Source organism: Streptomyces sp. UH6, assembly GCF_013421635.1.
In the GTDB taxonomy this organism is placed as follows: Bacteria; Actinomycetota; Actinomycetes; order Streptomycetales; family Streptomycetaceae; genus Streptomyces; species Streptomyces abyssomicinicus.
This window is the reverse complement of the sequence record NZ_JACADT010001197.1, coordinates 1-1,527: the sequence shown is the minus strand read 5'-3', so window position 1 is coordinate 1,527 and position 1,527 is coordinate 1. Positions and strand designations below refer to the sequence as shown.

Annotated in this window: 2 pseudogenes; both read left to right on the top strand. The window is 77.0% G+C overall.

What is annotated here, in order from left to right:
• Positions 1-895 (top strand): annotated as a pseudogene (locus HW445_RS30570) (hypothetical protein); the annotation flags it as partial.
• A gap of 172 nt (positions 896-1,067) precedes the next feature.
• Positions 1,068-1,527: pseudogene (locus tag HW445_RS30565) on the top strand (transcriptional regulator); the annotation flags it as partial.

Below are 1,527 nucleotides of genomic sequence, written 5' to 3'. Positions count from 1 at the left end.
CGCGTGGCAGGCCGCGCTGCCGCTGGACCGTCGCATACCGGCGGCGGACCTGTGCCGCCTCCTCCTGGACCCCGCCCGGCTGCCCCCGGCGGGCGGCATCGGCGTCAACCCCCGCTGGCTGGAGCCCGAGCACCGCCGCCTCCCCACGATCTGGGACGTCCGGAACTGGGGCGACGCCGAGCTGCTCCTCGACACGGTGCTCACCGCCGTGCCGTGGGCCTACGCGGAACTGCCCGCGGGTGACGCGGTGCGCGGCGGTGCCCCGGAACTGGTCCGCTTCCTGCGCGAGGCGCTGTCCCGCACGGACTCCCCGGGCCGCCTGCTGCGGGAGGGCCTGGCGCAGGGAACGCGGCACGCGGAGGAGCGGCTGTGGCTGACCGGCGGGGCGTGCGACCGGATGATGACGCGGATCACCTCCGACGCCCTCCCCGAGGGCGCGTACGAGACCGATCCGCGCGCGAGCGCGCCCGAGGTCGTCACGCAGGCCGCCGGGCACCTGGGGGTGTCCGGGGACGCGGCCGCCCTGTACCTGCAACTGCTCACCCTCCCCTCCCCCACCGACCGGCACGTGCGCCGCTGGAACGGCTGGACCACCCGGCGGCACCGCGACGCCGCCGCCGAGCTGGCCGGCCGGGGCCTGGTGGTCCGCGACCGGCGGGCCCGGGCGGGCCGGGACGTCTTCCTGCCCGGCGCCTGGATGCCGAGCGGCAGGCCCCGGCGCGGTCTCAAGCCACCGCCGCCGCTGGAGGGCTGGAAGGTTCCGCTGCTGGGCGCCCTGCTGGGCCACGACGGGAAGGTGACGGACCTGCCGCCCTTCCCCGACACCCTGCCCGCGCTCTTCGCACGGGCCTGGCGCCTGGTGCGCGACGGCGACGGACCGGAGCCGGCACCCTGACGCGACCGTGCCGGTGCGGGGTCCTCAGGCGGGGTCCTCAGGCAAGGCCTCACCGGCGGCGCGGTGCGGTCTCCCCGGAATCCCCGCGGCGCGACGCCTTGTCGCCCTTCCCGCCCCGGATGAGGATGTGACGGGATACCGCACGTCACCGTCGCCTTGCGGGGAGGCCGCATTGACCGATCCTTGGGTGGCCCTGGAGCCGGGAGCCGATCCGGTGGAGCGGGCACGGATACTGCGCCGGGCCCACGAGACGTTCACCCGGGCGGGAACCGTGCCCCGCCCGGTGCGCCCGGTGGTGGCCGACTCGTGGCGCAGGTCCGCCCGGGCCGGGGTGGGACCGGACCGCACGGCGGACGTCGAGCTGGCCGACTCCGACCTCAACGCCTACCGGGCCGAGCATCCGCTCTCCCGGATGATGCCCCTGATCCGGGAACTGGTGGGCACCTTCGCCGACGACGGCGGCCATCTCCTGGCCGTCTGCGACGCGCACGGCCGCCTGCTCTGGGTGGAGGGCTGCCCGGCGACGCGGCGGGCCGCGGACGCCATGAACTTCGTGCCGGGCGCCCGCTGGTCGGAGAGCGCCGTGGGCACCAACGCGCCCGGCACCGCGGTCGCCGTCGACCGCCCCGTGC